20 protein-coding genes are annotated in these 21,026 nt (G+C 70.5%); 5 read left to right on the forward strand and 15 right to left on the reverse strand.

What is annotated here, in order from left to right; genetic code table 11:
* Window positions 1-29: 29 nt before the first annotated feature.
* From C6Y14_RS31420 to C6Y14_RS31425, 3 genes are all read left to right on the forward strand, one after another.
* Window positions 30-2,330, forward strand: coding sequence for an ABC transporter permease (locus C6Y14_RS31420; protein WP_107020388.1), 2,301 nt, complete (start codon window positions 30-32; stop codon window positions 2,328-2,330).
* Window positions 2,331-2,610: 280 nt separating this feature from the next.
* Window positions 2,611-2,784: a hypothetical protein gene (locus C6Y14_RS44270; protein WP_159074342.1), complete on the forward strand. Its 174-nt coding sequence runs from the start codon at window positions 2,611-2,613 to the stop codon at window positions 2,782-2,784.
* 3 nt (window positions 2,785-2,787) lie between these two features.
* The gene (locus C6Y14_RS31425; protein ID WP_107020258.1) at window positions 2,788-3,321 is read left to right on the forward strand and encodes an alkyl hydroperoxide reductase; all 534 of its coding nucleotides are present in this window, start codon (window positions 2,788-2,790) and stop codon (window positions 3,319-3,321) included.
* A gap of 206 nt (window positions 3,322-3,527) precedes the next feature.
* Here the strand turns inward: C6Y14_RS31425 and C6Y14_RS31430 are convergent, their stop codons facing one another.
* From C6Y14_RS31430 to C6Y14_RS31450, 4 genes are all read right to left on the reverse strand, one after another.
* Window positions 3,528-4,868: an AI-2E family transporter gene (locus C6Y14_RS31430; RefSeq protein ID WP_107020259.1), complete on the reverse strand. Its 1,341-nt coding sequence runs from the start codon at window positions 4,866-4,868 to the stop codon at window positions 3,528-3,530.
* Window positions 4,869-5,003: 135 nt separating this feature from the next.
* Entirely contained in the window at window positions 5,004-5,702 is a 699-nt protein-coding gene (locus tag C6Y14_RS31435) for an aggregation-promoting factor C-terminal-like domain-containing protein (RefSeq protein ID WP_450152398.1), read from the reverse strand.
* A gap of 436 nt (window positions 5,703-6,138) precedes the next feature.
* Window positions 6,139-7,464, reverse strand: coding sequence for a PhoH family protein (locus C6Y14_RS31440; RefSeq protein WP_107020261.1), 1,326 nt, complete (start codon window positions 7,462-7,464; stop codon window positions 6,139-6,141).
* Between the two features lie 362 nt (window positions 7,465-7,826).
* Entirely contained in the window at window positions 7,827-8,600 is a 774-nt protein-coding gene (locus C6Y14_RS31450; RefSeq protein ID WP_107020263.1) for an isoprenyl transferase, read from the reverse strand.
* 944 nt (window positions 8,601-9,544) lie between these two features.
* On the opposite strand from C6Y14_RS31450, the gene C6Y14_RS31455 reads away from it, so the two are divergent.
* Complete coding sequence (locus C6Y14_RS31455) at window positions 9,545-10,705, forward strand: winged helix DNA-binding domain-containing protein (protein WP_107020264.1); 1,161 nt, start codon at window positions 9,545-9,547, stop codon at window positions 10,703-10,705.
* Window positions 10,706-10,797: 92 nt separating this feature from the next.
* Here the strand turns inward: C6Y14_RS31455 and C6Y14_RS31460 are convergent, their stop codons facing one another.
* Entirely contained in the window at window positions 10,798-12,717 is a 1,920-nt protein-coding gene (locus C6Y14_RS31460; protein ID WP_107020265.1) for a heavy metal translocating P-type ATPase, read from the reverse strand.
* Window positions 12,718-12,784: 67 nt separating this feature from the next.
* On the opposite strand from C6Y14_RS31460, the gene C6Y14_RS31465 reads away from it, so the two are divergent.
* Entirely contained in the window at window positions 12,785-13,135 is a 351-nt protein-coding gene (locus C6Y14_RS31465; protein ID WP_107020266.1) for an ArsR/SmtB family transcription factor, read from the forward strand.
* A gap of 165 nt (window positions 13,136-13,300) precedes the next feature.
* Here C6Y14_RS31465 and C6Y14_RS31475 read toward each other — a convergent pair whose 3' ends face one another.
* The 10 genes from C6Y14_RS31475 to C6Y14_RS31520 form a co-directional block, all read right to left on the reverse strand.
* On the reverse strand, window positions 13,301-14,062 hold the full coding sequence (locus C6Y14_RS31475; protein ID WP_107020267.1) for a class I SAM-dependent methyltransferase: 762 nt from the start codon (window positions 14,060-14,062) through the stop codon (window positions 13,301-13,303).
* Window positions 14,063-14,121: 59 nt separating this feature from the next.
* Complete coding sequence (locus tag C6Y14_RS31480; RefSeq protein ID WP_107020268.1) at window positions 14,122-14,622, reverse strand: GNAT family N-acetyltransferase; 501 nt, start codon at window positions 14,620-14,622, stop codon at window positions 14,122-14,124.
* 64 nt (window positions 14,623-14,686) lie between these two features.
* Window positions 14,687-15,562: an LLM class flavin-dependent oxidoreductase gene (locus C6Y14_RS31485; RefSeq protein ID WP_107020269.1), complete on the reverse strand. Its 876-nt coding sequence runs from the start codon at window positions 15,560-15,562 to the stop codon at window positions 14,687-14,689.
* A gap of 41 nt (window positions 15,563-15,603) precedes the next feature.
* The gene (locus C6Y14_RS31490; RefSeq protein ID WP_107020270.1) at window positions 15,604-16,227 is read right to left on the reverse strand and encodes an OmpA family protein; all 624 of its coding nucleotides are present in this window, start codon (window positions 16,225-16,227) and stop codon (window positions 15,604-15,606) included.
* Window positions 16,228-16,229: 2 nt separating this feature from the next.
* Window positions 16,230-16,823, reverse strand: coding sequence for a hypothetical protein (locus tag C6Y14_RS31495; protein ID WP_107020271.1), 594 nt, complete (start codon window positions 16,821-16,823; stop codon window positions 16,230-16,232).
* Between the two features lie 15 nt (window positions 16,824-16,838).
* Window positions 16,839-17,444 (reverse strand): pilus assembly protein TadG-related protein, encoded by a 606-nt coding sequence (locus C6Y14_RS31500; RefSeq protein WP_225891380.1) that lies wholly within the window; start codon window positions 17,442-17,444, stop codon window positions 16,839-16,841.
* Complete coding sequence (locus C6Y14_RS31505; protein WP_107020272.1) at window positions 17,441-17,647, reverse strand: hypothetical protein; 207 nt, start codon at window positions 17,645-17,647, stop codon at window positions 17,441-17,443. The genes C6Y14_RS31500 and C6Y14_RS31505 overlap by 4 nt, the downstream gene beginning before the upstream one ends.
* A 141-nt stretch (window positions 17,648-17,788) precedes the next feature.
* Window positions 17,789-18,541, reverse strand: coding sequence for a response regulator (locus tag C6Y14_RS31510; protein WP_107020273.1), 753 nt, complete (start codon window positions 18,539-18,541; stop codon window positions 17,789-17,791).
* Window positions 18,534-19,997: a sensor histidine kinase gene (locus tag C6Y14_RS31515; protein ID WP_225891369.1), complete on the reverse strand. Its 1,464-nt coding sequence runs from the start codon at window positions 19,995-19,997 to the stop codon at window positions 18,534-18,536. The genes C6Y14_RS31510 and C6Y14_RS31515 overlap by 8 nt, the downstream gene beginning before the upstream one ends.
* 82 nt (window positions 19,998-20,079) lie before the next feature.
* Window positions 20,080-20,970, reverse strand: a complete 891-nt coding sequence (locus C6Y14_RS31520) for a DUF5936 domain-containing protein (protein WP_107020275.1) — start codon at window positions 20,968-20,970, stop codon at window positions 20,080-20,082.
* Window positions 20,971-21,026 lie beyond the last annotated feature (56 nt).

Raw genomic sequence — 21,026 nt, forward strand, 5'->3', positions numbered from 1 at the left:
TGCTGCGGCAGTGGTCCAGGGACCTCACCATGGGCATCAAGTTCGCGTTCACCGGCGGTCGCGAGGGCTGGGTACGGGTCCTGCTCACCGGTGTCGGTGTCGGGCTCGGCGTGGCGCTGCTGCTGCTCACCACGGCCATCCCGAGCGCGCTGCAGGCACGGTCCGACCGCGAGTACGCGCGGATGGACCTGGCGATGAACGGCGTCGAGCCGGCGAAGTCCGACAACACGGTGCTGGTCGCGAACGTCGACACCGAGTTCCGCGGCCTGGACGTACGCGGCCGCCAGCTGGAGCCGGAGGGCCTGCGGGCGCCGCTGCCGCCGGGCATCGAGAAGTTCCCCGCGCCGGGCGAGATGGTCGTCTCCCCCGCGCTGAAGGAACTGCTGGACTCCAAGGACGCCAAGCTGCTGCACGACCGGCTGCCGTACCGCGTCACGGGAACCATCGCCGAGAGCGGCCTGATCGGCTCGGCCGAACTCGCCTACTACGCGGGCGGCCAGGACCTGGCGAAGTTCGACGAAGGCTCCCGCATCGTGCGCCTCGACACCTTCGGCGCGAGGAAGGGGCCCGCGGAGGAGATGGACCCGGTCCTTCTCCTGCTCGTCCTCACGGTCTTCGTGGTGCTGCTGATGCCGGTCGGCGTCTTCATCGCCGCGGCCGTACGCTTCGGCGGCGAGCGTCGCGACCGCAGGCTCGCCGCCTTGCGGCTGGTCGGCGCGGACGGCCGGATGACCCGCCGGATCGCCGCGGGCGAGGCGCTCGCCGGAGCCTTCCTCGGGCTGGCCTTCGGTGTCGGCTTCTTCCTGATCGGCCGCCAGGTCGCCGGTTCCCTGGAGCTCTTCGGGATCAGCGTCTTCCCGAGCTACCTCGACCCGACGCCCGTCCTCGCCGTCCTGATCGCCGTCGCGGTCCCGGCCGCCGCGGTGGCGGTGACGCTCCTCGCCCTGCGCGGCGTGGTCATCGAACCGCTCGGCGTGGTGCGTACGGCCAGGCCCGCGCGGCGCCGGCTGTGGTGGCGGCTGCTGCTGCCGCTGGGCGGCCTCGGCCTGCTCACCCCGATGATCGGGAAGGGCAACGACAACGGCGACTTCAACGAGTACATGGTGACCGGCGGTGTCGTCCTGCTCCTCGTCGGCATCACCGCGCTGCTGCCGTGGGTCGTGGAGGCCGTCGTGGCCCGTCTGAACTCGGGCTCGGTCTCCTGGCAGCTGGCCGTCCGCAGGCTGCAGTTGAGCAGCGGCACCGCGGCCCGCATGGTCAACGGCATCGCGGTGGCGGTGGCCGGCGCGATCGCCCTGCAGATGCTGTTCTCCGGTGTCGAGAGCGACTACACGAAGTCCACGGGCGAGGACCTCTCGCGCGCCCAGATGCAGGTCTCCGTACCGAAGTCCGTCTCTCTCGCGGACGCCAGGACCGAGCTCGCGGACACCCGCGGTGTGCGCGGCGCGGTCGCGCTGTCCGACCTCTCCCTGAGCGGGCGCGCGAAGAACCCCGACACGTCCTCGGGGATCACGGTCGGCGACTGCGCCGCCCTGCGCGAGGTGGCGAAGCTGTCCTCGTGCCGCGAGGGCGATGTGTTCGCCGTGCAGGGCGCCGAGTACGACTCGGAGACCGCGAAGTTCGCGAAGCCCGGCCGCAAGCTCGTCATCGACCCCACCTACGACGACGTCGTCAAGGGTGCGGAAGTGGCCTGGACCGTACCGAAGGACATCAAGAAGGCCGATCCGCGCAAGGACCCGACGGGCTGGGAGCGGGGCGGATTCCTGTTCACCACGAGCGCGTTGCCCGCCGCGGCGGTTCCGGCGAGCAGCGGGGTGATCTACCTCAAGCTCGACGGGACGGTCCCGGACGGGCAGGAAATCGTGCGCAACACCGCGGCGAAGATCAACCCGCTCACCGAGCCCATGACGTTCACGGGAAGTCAGCGCTCGGACCGCTTCGACTCCATCCGCACCGGGCTGTTCGTCGGCGCGGCCTGTGTCCTCGCACTGATCGGGGCGAGCCTGCTGGTCTCCCAGCTGGAGCAGCTGCGCGAACGCAAGAAGCTGCTCTCGGCGCTGGTCGCGTTCGGCACCCGGCGCCGCACGCTGAGCCTGTCGGTCCTGTGGCAGACGGCGATCCCGGTCGCGCTGGGGCTGGTCCTCGCCTCGGTGGTGGGCCTCGCCCTGGGCGCCGTCCTGCTGAAGATGACGGCCACGCCGGTGACGGTGGACTGGCTGAGCGTCCTGGCCATGACGGGCATCGGCGCGGCGGTGGTCCTGGCGGTGACCGCCCTGAGCGTCCCGCCGCTCCTACGCCTGATGCGGCCGGACGGGCTGCGCACGGAGTAGCCCCCGCTGGGGTCCGCAATGGCTGGTCGCGCCGTTCCCCGCGCCCCTTAAAGGATTGCGCCGTTCCCCGCGCCCCTCAAAGCGAAAAGACAGCGCCGTTCCCCGCGCCCCTGAAAGCGAAGGGACCGAGCCGTTGCCGGTACGGGTGTCACAGCGCCCGTACCGGCAACGGCTTCAGCGCGTCCCTGAAGATCAATGCGCTCTGTGCCACGATCGTCGGCGTCCAACCCATGGGAAAGCCCCTCAAAAAAAGGGGGGTTCTTCGTTGCGAGGAGAGCGCGTGCTCACTGTCGGTGACAAGTTCCGTGAGTTCGATCTGACTGCCTGTGCCGGCGGTAACCCCGAGGAGGTCCTGCGGGTCCCGGACGTGCTGCGGACCGACGAGCTGCGCCCCTGCGACCGGGCCAAGGGCGAGACCACGCCCGGCCCGGTCGAGCTCCTGGCCGGTGCGTGACCCATGTCCCTCGACGCGCTGAAGTCCGCGATTCCGGACTACGCCAAGGACCTCCGCCTGAACCTCGGTTCGGTCATCGGCGACTCCGACCTTCCGCAGCAGCAGCTGTGGGGCACGGTGCTCGTGTGCGCCATCGCCTCGCGGTCGCCGCGGGTGCTGCGTGAGCTGGAGGAGGAGGCGAACGCGAAGCTCTCGCCCGAGGCGTACACGGCGGCGAAGTCCGCGGCGGCGGTCATGGCGATGAACAACGTCTTTCACCGCACGCGGCATCTGCTCTCCGATCCGGAGTACGGGACGCTGCGGGCCGGGCTCCGGATGAACGTCCTCGGCGATCCGGGGGTGGCGAAGGTCGACCACGAGTTGTGGTCGCTGGCCGTGTCCGCGATCAATGGGTGCGGGCGGTGTCTTGACTCGCACGAGCAGGTGCTCCGCCGGGCCGGTGTCGACCGGGAGACGATTCAGGAAGCGTTCAAGATCGCGGCGGTTGTGCAGGCGGTGGGGGTCACGCTGGACGCGGAGGCGGTCCTGGCGGAGTAGTTCCGCGGGGTTTTCGCCCCCGCCGCCCCTACCCGTTCCCGTCCACACATGGGGGCTGCGCCCCCTCGCCCCCTTTGTCCTCAAACGCCGGACGGGCTGAAAGATGCCTTTCAGCCCGTCCGGCGTTTGAGGACCGGGGGTTCGGGGGCTGCGCCCCCGAGTCAGTGACGGGAACGGGTAGGGGCGGCGGGGGCGACAAACCCGGCCTACGCCGACGGGGGCGTGTCCTCCGGGGGTGCGGGGGTCGCGGCGACGGCCGTCGAGCCGTGTGGCCCCGGCGAATGCCGCAGCGCCGTCTCGCGTGAGTGGGACCGCAAGTACCCCACCACCGTGTTGGTGACGGCGACGAGCGGCACGGCAACCACCGCGCCACCGATCCCGGCGACCATCCCGCCCGCCGCGACCGAGAGGACGACGGCGAGCGGATGCACCCGCACCGCCCGCCCGAGGATGAACGGCTGCAGGATGTGGCCCTCGATCTGCTGGACGGCCAGCACGACGGCGAGGGTCATGACGGCCGTGAAGACGCCCTGTGTGACGAGGGCGACGACGACCGCGAGCGCTCCGGAGATGACCGCGCCGACGAGCGGGATGAACGCGCCGAGGAAAATGAACACGGCGAGCGGAACGGCCATCGGGACGTCGAGGAAGAAGATGCCGAGTCCGATGAAGATGGCGTCGATCAGAGCGACTATCACCGTGCCGCGGACGTACGCGGTGAGCGTGCGCCAGGCCCGCGGCCCCGCTCCCGCGACGCCCGGACGCGCGGCCGCCGGGACGAGCTTGAGCGTCCACTCCCAGATGCGCTTGCCGTCGTAGAGCAGGAAGAGTGTGGAGAACATCGTCAGGAGGATGCCGGTGAGCGCCTCGACGATGACGGTGACGCCTTCGAGCCCCGCGGACGTGATCTCCTCGGTGTTCGCCCCGACCGCCTCGCGCAGGCTCTTGGCGATGTCCTTGATCTGGTCCTCGGTGACGTGGAACGGGCTGTTCAGCAGCCAGCGCTGGAGCTCGTCGATGCCGTCCTGGATCTGGTCGGCGAGGTTGTTGATGTTCTCCATGACCTGCCAGACCACGAACCATCCGACCAGTCCCATGATGACGAAGCCGAGGATCGCGGTGAGCGCGGTGGCGAGGCCGCGCGGGAACCCGTATCTGCGCAGCCGGGCGACCGTGGGCTGGAGGAGGGCGGTGATGAGCAGTGCGGAGACGAAGGCCAGGACGACCAGTTGGACGGCGCTGATGACGCGCATCAGCACCCAGACGGTGCCCGCGAGGACGAGCAGCCGCCAGCCTGCCTCGGCCGCGACCCGCATGCCCCACGGGACGGCGGTGGCGGGGTCCGGGCGGACGTGGGCGACCGGGCCCGCGGGGGACGACCCCGACAGCGACGAGGGCGAGGACAAGGACGAGGAGTCCGTACCGGCCTCTTCGTCCCTGTCGATCTCGTCGTCCTTCTCGGCTGCCGCGCGGCGCGCGTCCAGCCGTTCTCCTACTTCGGTGAGTCCGGCACCGATCCGGCCGAACCAACCTGGCACTCGCGACATGAACCGTCCTCTTCCCCCGTTGCTCCCCACCACTCCTCCCTGGAGTCCCTGGAGACGTCGGCATCGACCGTACATGGCAGAAGCCCCTCACCGTAGGACGGTGAAGGGCTCCGCGGGGTTGAGCCTGCCGGCGGCTCAGTAGTAGTTGTTGGCCTGCCAGAAGTTCCAGGCGGCGCACGGGCTGCCGTAGCGGCCGTCCATGTAGCTCAGGCCCCACTTGATCTGCGTGGCCGGGTTGGTCGCCCAGTCGGCACCGGCCGAGGACATCTTCGAACCCGGCAGGGCCTGCATGAGGCCGTACGCGTCGGAGGTGGGGTTGTCCGCCTGGTAGTTCCAGCTGGACTCGTGGTCGACGATCCGGCTGAAGCACGCGAACTGGTCCGCCGGGACGAGCTGGCGGGCCATCTCCTGGACCTCGGCGGCGGTGTACGACGCCTTGACCGTGAAGCTGGAGGCGTCACGCGTGGCGGAACGGCTGGCGACCTTCTCGGCCTCCTTGCGCTCCTTCGCCTCTTTCTCGGCCTTCTCTGCGGCCTGCTGCTTGGCGACCGCGTCCTTGGCCGCCTGCTTGCGCGCGGCTGCTTCGGCGTCCTTCTTGGCTGTCGCGTCGGCCGCGATCGCCTGGGAGTCGGCCTGCTGAGTCAGAGAGGCGGTCTGTACCTGCGCCTGCGCGCCCGCGGGTATGTCCGCGAGGAGCGTAGAGCCGCTTGCCGTCGCCTCGGCGTCATCGCTCGCCGGTGCGGTGCTGCCCGAGGCAACACCCGTAACAGCGCCGACAGCGGTGACTGCGGTGGCCGAGGCCACTGCGAGCCCACGGACCGAAATCCGGCTCACACGGTTTCCTTCCAGCATCGACCGCTACAGGTGACCCTCGCGGACGCAATCTTGCCCCTTGCACTGGCCTCCCAACTGCGGGGTCACGGGAGGCACGGGCCCGGTGGGCAACTCCCTTGCAGGGAGCGCCGCTTGGTGCGCGGGCGGCATACGACGGCGTTATGGAGTTCTGAGGTTCTTGCTGTGCTGTGCCGCTGGGGGTACAGGTGTGTCGTATGCGGGGCCTGACAGGAGTGAGACTCTGCCGTACCCCGGCGCCGGGAGGCAATTCTGTGCTGGGTGTGAAAGCTCACACCTCGTTTGCCTGAGAACTTTTCCGGAAACGAGCGCGCACGGCGACGCCGCCCGGCTAGGCTCTTGGCCTTTGCCGGACGGCGCCAACTACCGTGCATCGACCACCCGTCGGACAGACCGGGACGGGTGGGTGCAGCCAGGATCAGATCTGTCCGTCCTCCAGCATTTCGGTCACAAGGGCGGCAATCTGGGACCGCTCGGACCGGGTGAGGGTGACGTGCGCGAAGAGCGGATGCCCCTTCAGTTTCTCGACGACGGCCACCACTCCGTCGTACCGGCCGACCCTGAGGTTGTCCCGCTGGGCCACGTCATGGGTCAGGATCACCCGTGAATTCGAGCCGATTCGGGACAGAACGGTCAACAGGACGTTCCGTTCCAGGGATTGCGCCTCGTCCACGATCACGAACGCGTCATGGAGGGAGCGGCCCCGGATGTGCGTGAGCGGCAGGACCTCCAGCATGCCGCGCGCGGTGATCTCCTCGATGACTTCGCGGCTGGTGACCGCGGACAGCGTGTCGAAGACCGCCTGCGCCCAGGGGCCCATCTTCTCGGACTCGGAACCGGGCAGATAGCCCAGCTCCTGCCCGCCGACCGCGTACAGCGGCCGGAAGACCATCACCTTCTGGTGCTGGCGCCGTTCGAGCACGGCCTCCAGGCCCGCGCACAGGGCGAGCGCCGACTTTCCGGTGCCGGCCCGGCCGCCCATCGACACGATCCCGATGTCCGGGTCGAGGAGCAGATCCAGCGCGATGCGCTGCTCCGCGCTGCGGCCCTTGATGCCGAAGGCCTCCCTGTCACCGCGTACGAGCCGGACGTTGCCCTCGGCCGTCACACGTCCGAGCGCCTTGCCGCGCTCGGACTGGATCATCAGACCCGTGTGGACGGGGAAGTCGGACGCCTCGGGGACGTACAGGCTCTCCTGGTCGAAGAGGAGGTCCACCTGTTCGCCGGAGAGCGTCAGTTCGGACATTCCGGTCCAGCCGGAGGAGCCTGTGATGGCGAGTTCCGCCCGGTACTCCTCGGCGAGGAGCCCGACCGAGGAGGCCTTGATCCGCAGCGGGAGGTCCTTCGACACGACCGTGACGTCGAAACCCTCCGCCTGCAGATTGCGGGCGACCGCGAGGATGCGGGAGTCGTTGTCCCCCAGGCGATAGCCGCTCGGCAGCACGCTGGGGTCCGAGTGATTGAGCTCGACACGGACCGTCCCGCCCAACTCCCCCGTGGGGATGGGGGCGTCAAGACGGCCATATTTCACCCGGAACTCGTCGAGCAGACGCAGGGCCTGCCGGGCGAAGTACCCGAGCTCGGGATGGTGCCGCTTGGCCTCCAATTCCGTGACCACGACGATCGGCAGCACTACTTCGTGCTCGTCGAAGCGGTTCATGGCGTGCGGGTCGGCCAGCAGGACGCTGGTGTCGAGAACATAGGTGCGCCGGTCTGGCATACGGCGCTTTGTGCTGGTCACCACGGAAGGACGTACCCCCTCGGATGAGGTCGGGGAGCGACGGAGGAGAGGCTGGGAGGTGGGCGGGAAGAATCCCGGCCGGTTTCCGGCTCCGATGCACGGGCCGTGAACCGGCCCTCCGCCTCGTCCGTACTGACCGCACGGTCGCGCTGGTGCAAAGGGCCTCCCGGGCGGACGGCCCCGTGCCGTCCGCTGAGATCCGACACCCGTGATTCGGGCGTCGACCTGGAGGCTTTATGCCCTCGAACGAGCCATGCCATGCCAGCACACATGACGGCGCCCTGGTGAACTCCTCATTACTTCCACCCCAAAGGACCAATCCCCGGTCCTGCGGCAGCCCCTGGCGGCGGGGCCGCCTCGGTCCCTCATCCGCCGTAGCGCCGGTGGCGGGCCGCGTAGTCGCGCAGGGCGCGAAGGAAGTCGACCTTGCGGAAGGCCGGCCAGAAGACCTCGCAGAAGTAGTACTCGGAGTGCGCCGTCTGCCAGAGCATGAATCCGGACAGCCGCTGCTCGCCGCTCGTACGGATCACGAGGTCGGGGTCGGGCTGGTCGCTGGTGTAGAGGTGCTTGCCGATCATGTCGACGGTGACGTCCTCGGCGAGCTTCTCCAGCGAGGTGCCCTTGTCGGCGTGGTCGAGCATCATCGAGCGCACGGCGTCGGCGATCTCCTGCCGGCCGCCGTAGCCGATGGCGACGTTGACCAGTATTCCGCCGACGTGCGCGGTGGACTCCTCGGCCTCCTTGAGGGTGGCCTGCATCTGCGAGGGCAGGATGTCGGGCGTGCCGACGTGGTGCACGCGCCAGCGGCCGTCGGCGGCGAGGGAACTCACGACGTTCTCGATGATGCCGAGCAGCGGTACGAGTTCTTCCTCGGGCCGGTCGAAGTTGTCCGTGGACAACAGCCAGAGGGTGACGACCTCGACGTCGGTCTCGGAGCACCAGCCGAGGAACTCCTCGATCTTGTGCGCTCCGGCCCGGTGCCCCTGGGCGGCGGTGCTGCCGGCGGCCTTCGCCCAGCGCCGGTTGCCGTCCATGATGACCCCGATGTGCTTGGGCACCTGGTCGTGGTCAAGGTGGCCTTCCACCCTGCGTGCATAGAACCTGACCAGCAAGCGGCGCAGGTTGTCGCGCAGGTTCACGTTTTCGTCAGCCCCTCCGTGCAGATGGCAGTCCCCGAGGGCGACACCCTACCCCCGCTGGAGCGCCCGTCCCCCTAGGGGTACAAGGGCTCCCGGCCGACGGACGGACCGGGTGCGGGGTCCGGGCGGACCGCGGGCTGACGGCGGGCGGACCGCCGCGCGGTCCGAGAGCAGGCCGGGGGCAGGCCGGGGGCAGGCCGGGCGCATTCGCGGGGGGTGAGGACGCCCGGCTCGGCACGACGGCGGCTCCGGGGCGTACGCCCGGCGCGTGTCGGCGCACAAAAAAACGGGCCGGTCCGTGGGGGGGAGACGGACCGGCCCGAGGGGGGGTTCCACCATAACCCTTCGTAAGTGATGTCGCGCGCATCGGCGTGCCACAACTACTCTCCGGAGTCGGCTGACACCGTCTGCGTGGGAGTGGAAGCGTTCATTCAGTGGCAGATCATGGCCGATTCCCAGCGAATTCGAAGGAGATCGAGGAGAATTCGAAGAGAACCAGGGGGTTCGCACGAGGATATGAGGCGTTGACCCATCCGCCTCGGACGTACGCCCCAAGAGTGACGCGGCCGGGCGACGATCACCTCCGCCCCCGGGAATCAAGGGGTGCGGCGGGCACCGCGCAGCCCCCTCCGCTGCGCGGCGCCGTCCCGCGCAGCTTTGCTGACGCGAATTGCCTTGGTCCGAACTTACGGGACCCCGAAGAGCGGAATGAGCCAAACGGCATAACGATGTGGAAACTCTGTGTGCGTTTCAGGGATTTTTACAGCCACCCCCATCGACCCGGGAAGGCGGTTGGCATTCTTTGCTGCCACTTGAGTGTTTACAGCAGGTAATTCCCTTCATCGGGCGGTTGCCCACCATTTGCCCACATGCGGACCTCAGGTGATGCGGCCACCGGCCCCAGCGGCCAGGATCTGACCTACTTGCCCTCTAGCGTCGCCGCCATGACATCGAGGATCACGAGGGTCACCTGGGACGAGGCGAGCGCGCGGCGCTACGGACGTCAGCTGCTGCGCTCGCCCGCGCGGTCCGGGACGTCCGTCGCCGCGGTCGCGTCCACCCTGCTCGCCGTGCACGCGCAGGTGCTGTCGGCCGCCGAGCTCTCGCTGGCCCTGCGACTCGGCGGCGGCACGACCCGCCAGGACGTGCGGTCGGCCCTGTGGGAGGACCGGAGCCTGGTGAAGACGTACGGCCCGCGGGGCACGATCCATCTCCTCGCCGCCGACGAACTGCCCTTCTGGACCGCCGCCCTGACGGCCGTGCCGAGCAGTACGAGCGCGAACCCGGCGGTGCGCATGACCGCCGAACAGGAGGAGCAGGTCGTCGCCGCGGTCGGCGACGCCCTCGACGGACGGCGGCTGACCATCGACGAGCTGTCCGAGGAGGTCGTGGCCCGCACCGGCCCGTGGGCCGGGGACCTCGTCATGGAGGCGTTCCAGGGCAAGTGGCCGCGCTGGCGCCAGGTGATGCACCGCGCGGGCCAGTCCGGCGCCCTGTGCTTCGCCCCCGACCGGGGCCGCAAGGCGACGTACACCCGCCCGCCGCACTTCGACCCGCTCCCCGCCGACGAGGCTCTCGCCATCCTCGTACGCCACTATCTGTCCACGTACGGTCCCGCGACGCCGCAGCACTTCGCCAAGTGGGCCGCCGCGCCCCGGGGGTGGGCCGCCGCCCTCTTCTCGTCGCTGGCCGCGTCCGGCGGGATCGAGGAGGTCGACTTCGAGGGGGCACCGGCCTGGGTGGTGGCGGGCGACAAGGACTTTCCCACCGAGCCCGTACGGGGCGTGCGGCTCCTCCCCTACTTCGACGCGTACGCCGTCGCCGCCCAGCCGCGTGAGCGCATGTTCCCCGGCGCCGCCTACGAGCGGGCCCTGGCCCGCGGACAGGCGGGGAACTTTCCCGTGCTGCTCGTCGACGGGGTGATCGCGGGGGTCTGGCACCAGCGGCGGCAGGGGAAGCGGACGACGGTGACGGTCGAGCCGCTGGGCCGGCTGACCGGCGCGCAGGAGAGGGAGTTGGGCGAACAGGTCGAGCGGGTGGGCGAGATCCTGGAGGCGAGGCCGGAGCTCGTGGTGGGGAAGGTGACGGCGGGGGCGCACGCCTGACTGGACGAGGAGTGCTCGGGGACGAGTGCTCGGGGGCGAGGGCTTGGGGGCGAGTGCTTGGGGGCGAGTGCTCGGGGCGAGTGCTCGGGAACCTACTCGCGCCAGGCGCTCTCCCGGAGGAGCCGCAGGCCGTTGAGCCCGACCAGGATCGTGGAGCCCTCGTGGCCCGCGACGCCGAGGGGCAGCGGCAGATGGCCCACCAGGTCCCAGACGACCAGCACGCCGATGAACGCCCCCGCCAGGCACAGGTTCTGCACGACCAGCCGCCGGGCACGCCGGGAGAGGGCGACCGCCTTGGGGACGGCGGTGAGGTCGTCGTGGACGAGTACGGCGTCCGCGGTCTCCAGGGCCAGGTCCGAGCCCGCCCGGCCCATCGCGACACCGGTGTGGGCGGCTGCCAGGGCGGGGGCGTCGTTCACCCCGTCGCCGACGAGGAGCACCCGGCCGCCCAGCTCCCGTACCGCTTCGGCCTTCTCGTGCGGGAGCAGGCCGGCGCGTACGCCGTCGGACGGGATGCCGGTCCGCTCGGCGACGGAACGGGCGGCCCGGAGGTTGTCGCCGGTGAGGAGGGTGGGCGGGGCGGTGGTGAGGCGGTTCAGCGCGGTGACGGCTTCGGGGGCGCCGGGGCGGATCCGGTCGGCGAGGAGCAGCCAGCCCGCGCGTACGCCGTCCACGCGCACCACGACCGCCGTGCCGTCGGTGTCGGGGACCGGCGCCCCCTCCCCCAGCCGCTCGGGCGAACCGACCGCCACCTCGCGTCCGGCGACGGTCGCCGTGACTCCGCAGCCGGGCGCGGACCGGAAGTCGTACGCCTCCCCCGGGGTCTCGCCGCGCGGGAGGTCGTGCGCGGCGGCCACGATCGCGCGGGCCAGCGGGTGCTCGCTGCGGTGCTCGGCGGCGGCCGCGAGGAAGAGCAGCTCGTTCTCCGAGAAACCGGGCTCGGGGAGGATCTTGACGAGGTGGGGGGTGCCCTCGGTGAGCGTGCCGGTCTTGTCGTAGACGATCCGGTCGGTCTGCCCGAGGCGTTCCATCACCACGGCGGACTTGATGAGCACGCCGTGGCGGCCCGCGGTGGCGATGGCCGACAGGAGCGGCGGCATCGTCGCCAGGACCACCGCGCACGGCGAGGCCACGATCATGAAGGTCATGGCACGCAGGAGCGCCCCGGTGAGGTCGGCGCCGAAGGCGAGAGGGACGGCGAAGACGAGGACGGTCGCGGCCACCATGCCGAGCGCGTAGCGGTGTTCGATCCGCTCGACGAAGAGCTGAGTGGGGGCCTTCGTGCGGGACGCCTCCTCGACGAGGGCGACGACCCGCGCGATGACCGTGTCGGAGGGGTCGCGTTCGACGCGGACGCGCAGGGCGCCGGTCCCGTTCAGGGTGCCGGCGAAGACCTCGTCGCCCACCGCTTTCGGTACGGGCAGGGGTTCGCCGGTGATGGTCGCCTGGTCGATGTCGCTCACGCCGTCGAGGACGCGTCCGTCGGCTCCGACGCGCTCACCGGGGCGTACGAGGATCACGTCGCCGATGGCGAGCGCGGACGCCTCGACGGTCTCCTCCCTCTCCCCTTCTCCCGCCGCACCGCTCACGGGGTGCGGCCGGAGCCGGGTGGCGGTCGGGGGTGCCAGACCGAGGAGGCCGCGGACGCTGTCCTCGGTGCGGGCGGTGGCCAGCGCCTCCATCGCGCCCGAGGTGGCGAAGATGACGATGAGCAGGGCGCCGTCCATGACCTGGCCGATCGAGGCCGCGCCGAGCGCCGCGACGATCATCAGCAGGTCGACGTCGAGGGTCTTCCCGCGCAGCGCCCTGAGCCCTTCCAGCGCGGGCTCCCAGCCGCCGGCCAGATAGGCGGCGGCGTACAACGGGCCCCACAGCCAGGCGCTCGCGCCGAGCAGGTGGAGCGGGAGCGCGAGCAGGAAGGCCACCGTGGAGACGGCGGCCCAGCGTGCTTCGGGCAGGGCGAGGAGGCGGGTGTGGGCGGGCTGCACGAGCGCCACCATACAGGAACACATGAATATGTCTTCATTTGTACCTGAGGGATTTCGATGGTCGGCGCGGCCGTCTCGCTACGATGGCGGCATGGGTCATGGAGTGGATGCGAAGAGCAGCATCCGCGACCGTCTGGACGCCGTCGGCGCCGCGGACGTCGCGGCGACGCTCCAGGCCCTGGCCACGCCTTCCCGGCTGCGCATCCTGGCTCGCCTGCGGGAGAGCCCGTGCGCGGTCGGCGAACTCGCCGAGGCCGCGGACCTGGAACAGTCGGCGTGCTCCCACCAGCTGCGACTGCTGCGGAACCTGGGGCTCGTCACGGGAGAGCGCCGCGGACGGTCGATCGTGTACGCGCTGTACGACCACCATGTGGCGGAACTGCTGGAGCAGGCGCTGCATCACGTGGAGCATCTGCGGCTGGGACTGCGGGACGAGACGTGACCGCCTGACGCTCGGTGCTCGGTGCTCGGTGCTCGGTGCTCGGCGGTCGGCGGTCGGCGGTCGGCGGTCGGCGGTCGGTGCTCGACGATCAGCGGTCGGCGGCCAGCGGCCGACGATCGGCGGCAAGCGGTCGACGATCAGCAGTCGGCGGCCGGCGGTCAGCGGTCAGGCAGTGGGCTTGCGGGCCTCGATGAGGTGGCGGGTGCTGTGGGCCACGAACGGGCCCTGCGCCTCGATCTGCTCGTGCAGGCGCAGGAGTTGGGGCCGGTACCGGTCGACGGTGAAGCCGGGCACCATCCACACCACCTTCCGCAGGAAGTGCACGACGGCTCCGATGTCGTGGAACTCCATCCTCAGCCGCGCCGCCCGCAGGTCGACGATCCGCAGGCCGGCCGCCTCGGCGCCGGCCCGCTCGCGGTCGGGGTGGCGGTCGCCGCGCCCGGCCTCCGCCTGCGGACCGAGGAAGTACTCGATGACCTCGAAGACGCTGCCGGGGCCCACGTGCTGGGCGAAGTACGTACCGCCGGGCTTGAGGACGCGGGCGATCTCCGTCCAGTGCGGAGTCACCGGGTGCCGGCTCACGACGAGGTCGAAGACCTGGTCGCCGAACGGCAGCGGGGCGTCCTCCGGGGCGGCGACGACGACGGCGCCGAGCGGCTGGAGCAGGGCGGTGGCCTTGGCGACGTTCGGCGGCCAGCCCTCGGTGGCGACGGTGAGCCTCGGCAACTTCGGCGCGGAGGCCAGCACTTCGCCGCCCCCGGTCTGGATGTCGAGGGCGGCGTCCGCGGTGGCGAGGCGCTCTCCCATGGCGCGCGCGTAGCCCCAGGAGGGGCGTTCCTCGGTGGCCCGCCCTTCGAACCACGAGAAGTCCCACCCGTCGGTGGGGACGGCCTCGGCTTCGGTGACGAGTTCATGGAAGGAGCTCATCGGGCGATGGTGACAGGAGGTGCGTGCGGGTCGCGACAGGTTTCCTGCCGGGCTACGGGCTACTCCGGAGCGCTGGTCGGATCCTCGTCGAGTACGAGGAGGGCGTGGACTTCGTCGCCGTGCCGGATCGTGCCGGCGGGGCGGAAGCCGTGGTGCTCCAGCAGGCGGACCGAGGCGGTGTTCTCGGTGAAGGGGTCCGCGTAGAGGGGGCGGTTGCTCTCCTCGCGGAGGAACAGGGCGAGGGCTTGCGTGCCGATGCCCCTGCCCCAGTAGGACCGTCCGAGCCAGTACCCGACGAACCGCCGGTCCTCCTTCCCGTCCCCGCTCTCTTCCCACCAGGCGACGATGTGACCGGCCGGGGCGTCGTCCACGTCGACCGTCCGTACGAGGACGGTGTCGTCGCCGAGGATGCGGGTGGCCCAGTGGGTCATGAAGCGCCCGCGCGGCCGGGCGGGGAATCTCGACCGGCGGGTCGCCTCGGGGTCCTGCTCCTGTTCGAAGAACGCCTCCAGATCGGCTTCCTTCACGGGCCTCAGCCGTACGCGCGTGTCATCAGTCATACCGAGGGAGTCTGGCAGCGGGTACTGACAGTCGCCGGGCCGCCGCCGTCGCCGTCGCCGTCGTTCAGGGCACGAGGGGGCGTACCTCTTCGGCGGTGAAGCGGATGAAGGCCTCGGGGTCCGGTTCGTCGGCGGTGGGCTGGAGGATGACCGTGTCGGCGCCTGCCTCCGTGAGGCGCTGCACGGCCTTGGCGACGGCACCGGCGTCCCCGGCGACACCGAGGTCCGGGACCGATGCCACGCCCTCGGCCTCCAGTTCGGCGTGGAGACGGGCGGCGGCGCCGGGCCCGGTGGCAGTGAGGAGGTAGACGACGACGGTGTGCGGGGCGTCGGTACGGGAGGCCGCCGCGCGCCCCTCGTCGATGAGCTGACGGGCCTTGCGTACGCCGTCGGGTGGCGTGTTCGCGGTGAGGATCGTGCCGTCCGCGGCCTCTCCGGTGAGCTTGAGGGAACGGGGGCCGGTGGCTCCGGCGAGGATCGGCACGGGGGCGGGCGGCGGCCAGTCGAGGGCGACGCCGTCGAGCTTCACGTACCGGCCGTCGGTGGTGACGCGCTCACCGGCGAGCAGGGCGCGCAGGGCGGCGAGGTACTCGCGCAGGAGCGTCACGGGCGACTCGGCCCGAGCGCCGACCTGCCCCATCCAGTCCTGCACTCCGTGGCCGACGCCCAGGACGGGCCGGCCGGGGAAGAGCCGGTGCAGGGTGGCGGCCTCCATGGCGGTGACGGCGACATTGCGCAGCGGCACGGGGAGGAGGCCGACTCCGACGCGGAGCCGATCGGTCCAGGCGAGGGCGGCCGCGGCGGCGGAGATGCCTCCTTCGAGGAAGCAGTCCTCCCACAGCCAGAGCTCCTCCAGCCCGGCGTCGTCCGCGGCGCGGGCCAGCTCCCGCAGACGTTCTGGTGGCAGTTGAGGCCGAAAAACAGCACCGAGTGAGGTCATGGCCTGTTCCTACCCGGGGGGCGGGTGGGGCTCAACCTGTTTCAGCCCTCCTTCGGGAACGTCACCTCCACCCGGCGGTTCTTCCTGCGGCCCTGTTCCGAGGTGTTGTCGGCGATCGGGTAGTCCTCGCTGTAGCCGCGGACCACGAAGGTGACGTTCATTCCGCCGAGGTTCGAGGCCAGTTCCTCGTGGACGACCTCAGCCCGCCGCTTGGAGAGGGTCAGGCCGTGGGCGTACGAGCCGAGGTTGTCCGTGAAGCCGAAGACGCGGACGTTCGTGGCGTTCTGGGACTTGATCTCGTTCGCGATCGCCGCGATGCGGGCGTTCGCCTCAGGGTTGAGCTTCGAGCTGTCCTTCGGGAAGAGGACCTCCGCCTGGAGCGCGAACGTCACGTTCTCGTTCGTGTCCTCGCGCCGCTCCTCCCCGCCGAGGTCCTCGACGACCGACTTGATGTCGAGCACCCGCGCGGCGGCGAGCGTCGCGCCGTCGGCCAGCTTCAGCCCCGGGCTGTTCGCGTCCACCTCCGGTGGCGGGGACGTGGTGACACTGCCCGGCGGGGCGCTCGGGTCCTCGTCCTCCGCGTGGGCCGAGGTCAGCGGCGTCATGAAGACGAGGGTCGCGAGGGCGGTGAGGGTGACCGACGCGGTGCGGGGGGTGAGGGGCATGGTCACTCGCCCTCGGAGATCTCTACGGAGGCCGGGGGCATCGAGCCGACCTGGAAGGAGACCTTGGCGGTGTCTTCGGGTGGGGCGGGGAACTGGGCGTACCACTCGGCCGTTTCCCCCGACTTCACTCCGCCGACGAAGCGCGTGCAGAGGCACCGGCCCTCGGTGTCACGGAGGATGAGGTACTTCTTCTTGCCCGTCTGGTCGACCAGGCTCGCGCCGGCGACGGATGAGGCGTTCTGCCGCAACTCGTTCTCGTCGCCGCGCCAGTCCGCCGCCACGAACAGCCTCGAACCGTTGTTGGTGACCGTGCCGGACACGGTCAGGAAGCCCCCCTCGTCGCGCACGGCCGACGTGATGGCGAGCGAGATGTCCCCTTGCTTGGACTCCGCCAGCACCTGGTTCTCCGCCGGGGCCTTCGACTCCTCGTCCTTGGCGTCGTCGTTGCTCCTGCCGGACGTGGACGACGACGCGGCCTTGTCGGGCTTGTCGTCGTCACCACCTCCACCGCAGCCGGCCACCGTGAGGACCAGCCCAGTCGTGATCGCCACGGCGGTCAGTACCGTGCGGCCCTTCGTGGTGCGCCGAATGTTCATCGGTACGGCTTCCTTTCACTCGGCCAGTTGCACAGAGAACAGCACGGATGCGTCGGGAAGGTCGTCCAAATCGAAATCTTCGGGGTCGATATCCAAAATGTCGCCGTCACAGTCCAATTCGACGACGTCCTTCGGATCGTCAGGCACGTCGAAGTCGCAGCGGGGCTTGATGACGGCCGCGGCATCGGCGTTCGCGCGCATGCCCTCCGTGCCCGGAATGATGGAGTCCCCGACTGTGTAGTTGGTCTGGATCTCCACCTGGTAACCGGGGTAACCAGCCGCCGTATAGTTCCCGAATCCCGTTACGGTGGCGTCGTTCTCAGCGGCCAGTTCACCGGCCGCTGCGGCGGCTCCCGCGCCGTCGAATCCTTCGCCGTCGAGCCAGTCCAGCCAGTCGTCCTCGACGCCGATGGCACCCTCCAGGCCTTCCATCAGCTCATCCCTGGAATCCTGCGCCGCAGCCAACGCAGCGGCGTCCGCCGCGGATTGGGCTCCGTTCCGGGCGGACGCCGCTTGGGCGAATGCGAAGAAGGCGAACGCGGCGAAGAGCAATATCCCCGTCAGCCAGATGGAGATGGGAAGTGTCGCCCCCCGGTCACCCTGGAAGCCGGGTCGGGTCAGCCACCGCCGACGACATCCGCGACCGCGTCGCCGATCGCTCCCGAGATCTGGCCGTCCAGCCCGAGCCCGTCGATCAACGTGAAGATTCCGGCGATGAGGATCATCAGGCCCGCGTACTCGACGAACCCCGCTCCCGCGTCCCGGTCCCGGCCGCGCACACGGGCGGAGACGGTCCGCGCCCAGGTCGCCAGCGCCTGCTCCATGCCCACTGTCGCCCTGAGCGTCCAGTTCCTCGCCATCACGTCCCCTTCCCTCCCACCCAAAACCACTACCTTCCCGCGCACCGTACGTGAGAATCCGCCTACTGCGGGTGGGTCCAGGGGCCCAACTTCTCCTCGTCGGAGTCATCGGTTCCACCCCCCGTGGGCCGTCCCCAGCCAGCAGGCGATCGCTTCGCTGCGTGAAGAACTGTGCAGCTTCGCGAAGATGCGGTTGATGTGATTCTTCACCGTCTTCTCGCTGATGAAGCACGTGGCGGCGATCTGCTGATTGCTCATGCCGGCCGCGATGAGATCCATGACCTCCACCTCCCGTGAACTCAGGTCGTGATCCAGGCGGTTGTGGCCGCGGCGGTGGAGTCCCGTCGCGTAGGCGGGGCGAGCCTTCCACGACTGTGCCACAACCGATTGCAGCTGCGAAGAGCTTTGGTTCGGTTCGTACGAAACACCGAGCGAATCCGACACATCGACGGCGGACGAGGTGAAGGTCGCCGTCCCGTCGCCCAGGTCCCGTACCGCGGTGATCAGTTCGTCCGCCGTGAACTCGCCGTGCACGAGATAGCCGGCCGCGCCCCGGCGCAACGCCTCGGCCACCACCTCGGGTTCACGGCTGTACGTCAGCATCATCACCGGTGCCAGCCGGGCCAGCCGGGGAAGCGCGGTCAGGCCGTCGGTGCCGGGCATGCGTACGTCCAGGAGGATCACGTCGGGAGCGTGACAGGTCGCGGCGGCGACCGCCTCCGCGCCGTTCGACGCCTGGGCCGCGACGCGGAGGTCGGGGTGGGCCGTCAGGAGGGCCGCGAGACCGGCCCGTACGACCGGGTTGTCGTCGGCCACCAGCACGCGCAGGAGCGGGCCGGGAAGTGCCTGGTCAGGCATGTGCGGCCTCCTCTTGGGGAGAGCGTGGGAGGGGTGCGGGGACGGTGGGGGCACAGGGGACGGTCAGCGTGACCTCCGTGCCTCCGTGTGCGGTGCTGTGCAGTTGGAGCTCGGCGGCCACCGACGCCGCGCGCTCCAGCATTCCCAGCAGGCCGAAATGGCCGGTATTCGCCAGGACGTGTACGTCGTCCAGGGAGACGGCCGTGCCCTCGCCGTCGTCCCGCATCGTCAGGCACAGGGCGGACCGCGAACACTCCAGAGTTACACGCACGGTGGTCGCCTTCGCGTGGCGGTGGGTGTTCTCCAGCGCCTCCGAGGCGATCGCCAGGAGTTGGCGGGCCGCCCCCGGGGGGAGGGTGGCGGCCGGGCCCTGCCAGTGGGGGTCCGGACGGTGGGGGTCCGGACGGTGGGGGTCCGGATGGTGGGGGTCCGGATGGTGGGGGTCCGGACGGTGGGCGAAGGTTGCCCTGATGCCCGTGCGGGACTCGAAGTCCGCCACCCTTGACGCCAGTTCCGTCACCATGTCCATGGGTGGGTGGGACATGGCCGTGTGGGCCCGCAGGTCCGTCAGGAGTTCCCTGGACTCCGTCGCCGCCCTGCGTGCCGCTCCCGCCACCGCGGTCGCCTGGGACTTGAGGGTGCGGGGGTTCGTCTCGTTGTCCGCCGCCACCGCCAGGGCCTCCGCCGACAGGGCGAGGCCGTGCAGGGTCTTCGCCACGGAGTCGTGCATCTCTCGTGCCAGGCGGGCGCGTTCGGACTCCACCGCCTCCGCCACCGCCAGGCGGGAGTTCGCCTCCGCGAGTGCCTGGCTTGCCGTGCCGAAGCGGAACATCAGGTTGCGCAGGGTGACGCCGATGACGCCCGCCGCGACGCAGAACCCAGCGATGAGGAGGGTGCTGGCACCGGCGCCCGGGCGGTGTTCCCACGCCCTGAACACCGTGAGCAGGACCACCAGCTGCAGCCCCGTGAACACTCCGGAGCCACGCCAGCCGTACAGCAGGCCCGAGAGGAGCGGGGTGCAGACCGCCGCGTACGCGAGGGGGGACGCGGGGGACGCCGTGAGCAGCAGTACCGCGCCGAAGAACAGGTCCACCGCCATGAGGGTGGGGTGGGCGAGGAGCTGCGGCGCGCATCTGTCCCAGTCCCTGAGCATGGCGTACGAGCCCATGACGCCGAGGACCGCGGCGGTGAGGACCGCGTGACGGGGGAAGCCGTCCGCGGCGTTCGCCGTCGCGAAGGGGGCGCCTATCGCGATCAGGGTGAGGCGGATCGCGAATGCCTGGCGGCAGAGGGCCTGGAGGGCGTTGAGTTGGAGGCGGATGCCGTCCGGCGCCGCCGCGTCGTCGGCGAAGTAGCCTGCGGCCGGCTTGGCGGAGCCGCCGGGGAAAAGGGTAGTTCGTTGGCTGCGGGCCGGATGTGGCTGGGCGCGCCCCGCGGCGGAGCCGCCAAATGTCACAGCCCCGCGCCCCTGAAGGGGCCCCTGACGGGGCCCTTCAACAGGGCGCCCGACTCGCCCGTACCTCCAGCGCCGCGCCATCTCAGCGTCCCAGGATCGAGCCGAAGTTCGTTCCCGAGCCCAGGAACATGCCCGTGGCGATGAGGATCATCGTGGCCGGGAGCATGAAGACCAGGGTGACCATCGTCGCCTTGGGGATCGTCTTCGCCGCCCGGCGGCGGGAGTTCTGGGCGTCCGTGCGGCGCATGTCCGTGGCGAGCTGGATCAGGGTGTCCGCGATCGGGGAGCCCAGCTCCTCGCCCTGCTGGAGCGCCGAGACGAACTGGGCGACCTGCTCGGAGGAGTTGCGCCTGCGCAGTTCGTCGAAGGCCTGGCGGCGGCTGACGCCCATGTCCATCTGGCGAAGGGTTATGCGGAGTTCGTCCGCCCATGGGCCTTCGTAGTGGTCGGCCACGCGCTCCAGGGCCTGGCGGAAACCGAGGCCCGCCGACACCACGACCGCCAGGACGTCCAGGAAGTCGGGGAGGGTACGGTCGATGACCTCCTTGCGTTCCCGGATCGCCTGCCAGATCAGGGCGTCGGCGGCCAGCAGGCCGAACGCCAGGGCCATCAGGGCGAAGAGGGTCCGGCCGTTGGAGAGGAAGATCAGGAAGAGCAGGACGCCGAAGACGCCGTACACCGCCCGGCGGGCCGCGTAGCGGTTCAGGGTCAGGCCGCCGGGGTTGCCCGCCATGTCGATGCGGCGGCGTTTGGCGTCGACCCTGCGGGGGCCCATCAGGCGCAGGACGAGCGGGGCGAAGCGCATGCCGAGGCGGTCGACGGCCGAGTCCGCCTTCGAGACGCGGGTCCCGCCGACCTCCAGCGCGAGGGCCATGTCGCCGGGGAGCTTGGCCTCCGCGCGGTACATGCGGACGCCGAGGAGGATGCCTCCGACGGCCAGTCCCATCAGCGCGGCGAGCAGCAGAGCGGTCATCCTGGGCTCCTCCTCATCCGTCGCCTCCTGACCCGTCCACTCCTCATCCCTCGTCC

Source organism: Streptomyces dioscori, from assembly GCF_003024195.1.
GTDB lineage: Bacteria > Actinomycetota > Actinomycetes > Streptomycetales > Streptomycetaceae > Streptomyces > Streptomyces dioscori.

Excerpts from the sequence above, each read along its gene's own strand:
- C6Y14_RS31510 (WP_107020273.1), bottom strand. The coding sequence starts at position 18,541 with ATGCCTGACCAGGCACTTCCCGGCCCGCTCCTGCGCGTGCTGGTGGCC.
- C6Y14_RS31475 (WP_107020267.1), bottom strand. The coding sequence starts at position 14,062 with ATGAGCTCCTTCCATGAACTCGTCACCGAAGCCGAGGCCGTCCCCACC.
- C6Y14_RS31505 (WP_107020272.1), bottom strand. The coding sequence starts at position 17,647 with ATGGAGCAGGCGCTGGCGACCTGGGCGCGGACCGTCTCCGCCCGTGTG.
- C6Y14_RS31495 (WP_107020271.1), bottom strand. The coding sequence starts at position 16,823 with ATGAACATTCGGCGCACCACGAAGGGCCGCACGGTACTGACCGCCGTG.
- C6Y14_RS31490 (WP_107020270.1), bottom strand. The coding sequence starts at position 16,227 with ATGCCCCTCACCCCCCGCACCGCGTCGGTCACCCTCACCGCCCTCGCG.
- C6Y14_RS31425 (WP_107020258.1), top strand. The coding sequence starts at position 2,788 with ATGTCCCTCGACGCGCTGAAGTCCGCGATTCCGGACTACGCCAAGGAC.
- C6Y14_RS31465 (WP_107020266.1), top strand. The coding sequence starts at position 12,785 with ATGGGTCATGGAGTGGATGCGAAGAGCAGCATCCGCGACCGTCTGGAC.
- C6Y14_RS31485 (WP_107020269.1), bottom strand. The coding sequence starts at position 15,562 with ATGACCTCACTCGGTGCTGTTTTTCGGCCTCAACTGCCACCAGAACGT.
- C6Y14_RS31460 (WP_107020265.1), bottom strand. The coding sequence starts at position 12,717 with ATGTGTTCCTGTATGGTGGCGCTCGTGCAGCCCGCCCACACCCGCCTC.
- C6Y14_RS31520 (WP_107020275.1), bottom strand. The coding sequence starts at position 20,970 with ATGACCGCTCTGCTGCTCGCCGCGCTGATGGGACTGGCCGTCGGAGGC.
- C6Y14_RS31420 (WP_107020388.1), top strand. The coding sequence starts at position 30 with ATGGGCATCAAGTTCGCGTTCACCGGCGGTCGCGAGGGCTGGGTACGG.
- C6Y14_RS31430 (WP_107020259.1), bottom strand. The coding sequence starts at position 4,868 with ATGTCGCGAGTGCCAGGTTGGTTCGGCCGGATCGGTGCCGGACTCACC.
- C6Y14_RS31480 (WP_107020268.1), bottom strand. The coding sequence starts at position 14,622 with ATGACTGATGACACGCGCGTACGGCTGAGGCCCGTGAAGGAAGCCGAT.
- C6Y14_RS31455 (WP_107020264.1), top strand. The coding sequence starts at position 9,545 with ATGACATCGAGGATCACGAGGGTCACCTGGGACGAGGCGAGCGCGCGG.